Consider the following 5,012-nt stretch of genomic DNA (forward strand, 5'->3'; position numbering starts at 1 on the left):
CCACTCGCCCCAGCCGGCCAGCAGTTCGGCGCGCCGGGCCGAGGCGCAGCCGGGGCAGCCGCCGGCCGGACCGGGTGCCTGCCCGGACCACCGCTCGTACCAGTGGCGGGCGGTGGGCTCGTCGCCCAGGTGGTCGGCGATCCGGCAGTGCAGCTCGGCGACGGTCGGTGCGTCCGGGCCGTCCGCGCCGACCCGGTGGGCCAGGTCGTGCAGCAGGGACCGGGTCTGGTCCAACCCGACCCGGGGGGTGCCGAGCAGCGCCTCCACCGCGTACCGCTGGTAGCGCAGCAGGAGGCCGGCCTCGGCGTCGGTGAGCAGCTCGGGTCGGTGGTCGGCGGCGGCCCGGCAACGCCGGACCGGCTCGACCAGGCGCCACCGCTCCCCGTGCAGCAGGTACGCCTCGATCAACGCGAACCGCGCGTCCATCCCGGACCGGACGTCCCCGGCCGCGTCGGCGCGCTCGGCGAGCCGTTCCAGGGCCACCTGTCGGGCCGGCCCGTCGGGCAGGTCCCGGGCGTCGGCGAGCGCGGCCGCCAGCGCCGGGACCGGGCCCGGCGTGACGCGGTCACCGGTGGACGGCACGCCGGCCGGGGCGGTCCGGTCGGTGCGGCTGCCGGTGAACTCGTCCCGGCCGGTCACGACGGCACCGCGCCGGGCAGCCGACGGACCGCCACGGCGAGCTGGCAGCCGGTGGAGATGCCGCAGTCGAGCAGTTGGTCGAGCTGGTATGGGGTCACCCCGCGTTCCAGGTCGGTGATCACCTCGCCGTAGACCCGGGCCCGACCGTCGTCGTCGACGTGCACGAACGCCTTGGGCCAGAGCCGGTCGTGGTTCCACGAGTTGCAGAACGCGTAGAGGTCGGGCACCCGTTCGATGCCGAAGGTGGGACCGACCATGGTGCGGATCTGGAGCAGCTCGCCGTCCCCGCCGAGGCGGAGGAACCAGATCGTGTTGCCGTCGAGGTGACCGACCAGCTCGCCGTCCAGGGTCCAGCCGACCGGCCGGTCGCGGGCGGCGAGCACCGCGGCGACCAGCTCGCCGGTCAGTGGCCGCAGCGCGCCCGGGTGCCCGGCCAGCGGATCACGTGGATCGCCCTCGATCTCCGGCGACGCCATGCGGGCATCCCTTCTGAGGCGGATATCACGACCGGCGGTGGGGTTCGTGTTACGACGCGCGGACACGACCCGGAAAAGCGCGGATCTGCCCGGCCCCACCGTTACCGTGACTCTATGGCGGGCCGTACCTCTCAGGCGAGCCGGCGGCGCGGCGCGTCGCCGCGCGGTGGCACCAACAGTCGTGCCCGTCAACCGGCGAAGAAGACCCGGGCGCCGGTCCGACGTCGCACCACGCCGGCCCGGCCCGGCCCGGCCGTCTACGTGGGTCGCGCGGTGGGTGCACTGTGGATGGGGTTGGCGCACGGAATGGGCTGGGCCGTGCGGGCCGCCGGCCGACAGGCCGCCTCGGCACGTGACCTCGACCCGGAGCACCGTCGTGATGGCGCCGGTCTGCTGATGTTCGGGCTGGCCCTGCTCAGCGCGGTCGCGCTGTGGTTCTCCGGAGCGGGGCCGGTGGGTGCGCGCCTGGCCGACTCGGTCCGCCTGTTCCTGGGCGCGATCTCGGTGGTCGTACCGGTGCTGTTGATGATCGGGGCGTGGCGGTTGATGCGTGAGCCGGCCGACCCGGAGCACCGGGGCCGTGGGTTGATCGGCTGGGGTTCGCTGCTGGTGTCCACCGCCGCGCTGCTCCAGATCGGTCAGGACCCGGCCGGCCCGCTGCAACGTGACTTCGCCGGCGGCCTGGTCGGCGCCGGCGTCGGCGGGCTGTTGGAGCGGGCGGTGACCGCCTGGGTGGCGGTGCCGCTGCTGATCCTGCTGCTGCTCTTCGGCCTGCTCGTGGTGACCGCGACGCCGATCAACAAGATTCCCGAGCGGCTGGGCCTGCTCGCCGGTGGGCTGGTCGCCGCGCCGGAGACCGCCGAGGAGGCGGACGAGCCGGCCGCCAAGCCGGCGCGCAGGCGACCGGCCAAGCGGATGCCCCCGCCCCTGGACCCGGACGACTTCGAGGACCTGGACGGCGCGGACCTCCAGGAGACCATGGTGCTGCCGCGCAAGTCGCCGCCGAAGGTGCCGGCGAGCCGCAGGCCACCGGTCGACCCGCCCGAGCACTCGCCCGCCCCGACCCGGGCCGAGCAGCTCGCCTTGACCGGGCTGGCCGGGGACTACACCCTGCCGCCGGCCAACATGCTCAGCGCGGGAGCCGCCGCGAAGACCCGCAGCAAGGCCAACGACGAGGTGATCGCCGCGCTGACCGGCGTGTTCGACCAGTTCGATGTGGACGCCGCGGTGACCGGCTTCACCCGTGGCCCGACCGTCACCCGCTACGAGGTGGAGTTGGGGCACGGCGTCAAGGTCGAACGGATCACCCAGCTGTCCCGCAACATCGCGTACGCGGTGAAGTCGCCGGACGTGCGGATCCTCAGCCCGATCCCGGGCAAGAGCGCCGTCGGCGTGGAGATCCCGAACACCGACCCGGAGAACGTCGCCCTCGGCGACGTGCTGCGCTCGCGGGCGGCGACCAGCGACCACCACCCGATGGTGGTGGCGCTCGGCAAGGACATCGAGGGCGGCTACGTGGTGGCCAACCTCGCCAAGATGCCGCACATCCTCATCGCCGGCGCCACCGGCGCGGGCAAGTCGAGCTGCCTCAACACGCTGCTGGTGTCCATCCTCACCCGGGCCACCCCGGACGAGGTGCGGCTGCTGCTGATCGACCCGAAGCGGGTCGAGATGACCGGCTACGAGGGCATTCCCCACCTGGTCACCCCGATCGTGACAAACGCCAAGAAGGCGGCCGACTCGCTGGACTGGGTGGTCCGCGAGATGGACATGCGCTACGACGACCTGGCCGCCAACGGGGTCCGGCACATCGACGACTTCAACCGCAAGGTCCGCAACGGCGAGATCAAGGCTCCGCCGGGCAGCGAACGGGAGATGCGCCCGTACCCGTACCTGTTGGTGATCGTGGACGAGCTGGCCGACCTGATGATGGTCGCGCCGCGCGACGTGGAGGACTCGGTCGTCCGGATCACCCAGCTGGCCCGGGCCGCCGGCATCCACCTGGTGCTGGCCACCCAGCGCCCCTCGGTCGACGTGGTCACCGGTCTGATCAAGGCGAACGTGCCGTCCCGGTTGGCGTTCGCCACGTCGTCCCTCGCGGACTCCCGGGTCATCCTCGACCAGCCGGGCGCGGAGAAGCTGCTCGGCCGTGGTGATGGCCTCTTCCTGCCGATGGGGGCCTCCAAGCCGGTCCGCATCCAGGGTGCCTGGGTCACCGAGCGGGAAATCGCCGACGTGGTGAAGTTCTGCAAGGACCAGCGCGAGCCGGAGTTCCGCCCGGAGGTGCTCGCCCCGGCCCAGGACAACAAGAAGAAGATCGACGAGGACATCGGCGACGACCTGGACCTGTTGGTGCAGGCGGTGGAGCTGGTGGTCACCTCACAGTTCGGCTCGACCTCGATGCTCCAGCGCAAGCTGCGGGTCGGTTTCGCGAAGGCGGGCCGCCTGATGGACCTGATGGAGACCCGGGGCGTGGTCGGGCCGTCCGAGGGGTCGAAGGCGCGCGACGTGCTGGTCAAGCCGGACGAGTTGGACGAGGTCCTGGCCGGCCTGCGCGGCGACGCGGACTGACCGACAGCCGACCCTGGACGCACGACGGGCCCGCCGGTGTCCGGCGGCCGCGACGGGGGAGTGTTCAGTTGTTGATCAGCGCGCCGATGATCACCAGGCCGATGATCGCGGCGACGACGCTGGCCGCGGCGGCGTACCAGCCCAGCGGCTTGTCACCGAGCACCGCGCCGACGACGCCCGCGACGACGCCGAGTACGCCGAAGATGATCGGGTTGAGCAGCAGGGCGAGGACCGCGAAGACGAAGCCCACGATGGTGAGGATGCGGGCGGCGTTGCTGCGGGGACGGGCGGTGCTCGGCATGTCGGCCATGTCTTCCTCCGGGTGAGAGCCTGTCGTGACGAATCGATCACTACCCACTGTGGGCGCTGGTCACGCCTGCCGACCCGGCACCTCAGTGGAAGATCTTGAGACCGATCACGCCCGCCACCACCAGCAACAGGCAGAGGACCCGGGGCAGGCTGGCCGACTCGCCGAGCGCCAGCATCCCGATCAGCGCGGTGCCGACCGCGCCGATGCCGACCCAGACCGCGTAGCCGGTGCCGACGGGGATGGTCCGCAGCGCGTACGCCAGCCCGGCCATGCTCAGGACCAGGGTCGTCACGAACACCACGGACGGGATCAGCCGGCTGAGGCCGGCGCTGCGGTCCAGGGCGATCGCCCAGGCCGTCTCCAGGAATCCCGAGATCACCAGTACGAGCCAGGCCATCGTTCACCTCACCGGAAGTGCCCGGGGCTGCCGCACCGGGACGAGTCGAGTCTGCACGTCACACGGGGCGTCTTGGCCTGACCGGGTACGCCCACCACTCGTCCGGAGCGGCCACGGCATCCGGGGCCACCGCCGCCGACGCTAGCACCAACCCCGGTCGGCGGGGTTGACCGTCAGCACGGCCCGGTTGACCTCTACGTGACTTCAACTTGCAGTATGGGCGTCATGACTCTGCTCTACGCCGACCCCGAGGTCGTCGCCGCGCTGGACGCCGCCACCACGGTCGGCGCGATGCGCGCCGCACTCCTGGCCGCGTACGAGGGACGTCTGATCGCCCCACCCCGGGCCGCCGCCCCGCTGGGCGGTGGACGGCTGGTGCTCACGGCCGGGCACCTGGTCGGCGAGTGGTACGGGTTCCGCTCGTACGACACCTTCGGACACCCCCAGGGCGAGCAGCTGGTGGTGCTGCACGACGCCCGGACCGGGGCGATCCGGGCGGTCGCCGTCGGCGAGGAGCTGGGTTCCCGGCGTACCGGCGGGTTGGGCGGCGTGGCGGTCGACGCGCTGGCCCGCCCCGACGCGGCCACCCTCGGTGTGCTCGGCTCCGGCCGGCAGGCGT

4 protein-coding genes, 2 pseudogenes and 1 riboswitch are annotated in these 5,012 nt (G+C 72.6%); of the genes and pseudogenes, 2 read left to right on the top strand and 4 right to left on the bottom strand.

The genetic code is table 11. The features are described from left to right. Both JM949_RS33405 and JM949_RS33410 read right to left on the bottom strand, forming a co-directional pair. Positions 1 to 582, bottom strand: a pseudogene (locus tag JM949_RS33405) (YbjN domain-containing protein); the annotation flags it as partial. A 53-nt stretch (positions 583 to 635) separates the two neighbouring features. After that, positions 636 to 1,115, bottom strand: coding sequence for a type III secretion system chaperone family protein (locus tag JM949_RS33410; protein WP_203152037.1), 480 nt, complete (start codon positions 1,113 to 1,115; stop codon positions 636 to 638). A 114-nt stretch (positions 1,116 to 1,229) separates the two neighbouring features. On the opposite strand from JM949_RS33410, the gene JM949_RS33415 reads away from it, so the two are divergent. Next, the gene (locus tag JM949_RS33415) at positions 1,230 to 3,686 is read left to right on the top strand and encodes a DNA translocase FtsK (RefSeq protein ID WP_203152038.1); all 2,457 of its coding nucleotides are present in this window, start codon (positions 1,230 to 1,232) and stop codon (positions 3,684 to 3,686) included. 64 nt (positions 3,687 to 3,750) lie between these two features. On the opposite strand, the gene JM949_RS33420 is transcribed toward JM949_RS33415, so the two are convergent. After that, positions 3,751 to 3,996: a hypothetical protein gene (locus tag JM949_RS33420; RefSeq protein ID WP_203152039.1), complete on the bottom strand. Its 246-nt coding sequence runs from the start codon at positions 3,994 to 3,996 to the stop codon at positions 3,751 to 3,753. Between the two features lie 82 nt (positions 3,997 to 4,078). Continuing rightward, positions 4,079 to 4,393, bottom strand: a complete 315-nt coding sequence (locus tag JM949_RS33425; RefSeq protein WP_203152040.1) for a DMT family transporter — start codon at positions 4,391 to 4,393, stop codon at positions 4,079 to 4,081. A 61-nt stretch (positions 4,394 to 4,454) separates the two neighbouring features. Further along, positions 4,455 to 4,526, bottom strand: a riboswitch (guanidine-III (ykkC-III) riboswitch). Between the two features lie 92 nt (positions 4,527 to 4,618). Between JM949_RS33425 and JM949_RS33430 the strand changes: the two are divergent. Beyond that, positions 4,619 to 5,012, top strand: a pseudogene (locus tag JM949_RS33430) (ornithine cyclodeaminase family protein); the annotation flags it as partial.

This window comes from Micromonospora tarensis, from assembly GCF_016803395.1.
Taxonomy (GTDB): Bacteria; Actinomycetota; Actinomycetes; order Mycobacteriales; family Micromonosporaceae; genus Micromonospora; species Micromonospora tarensis.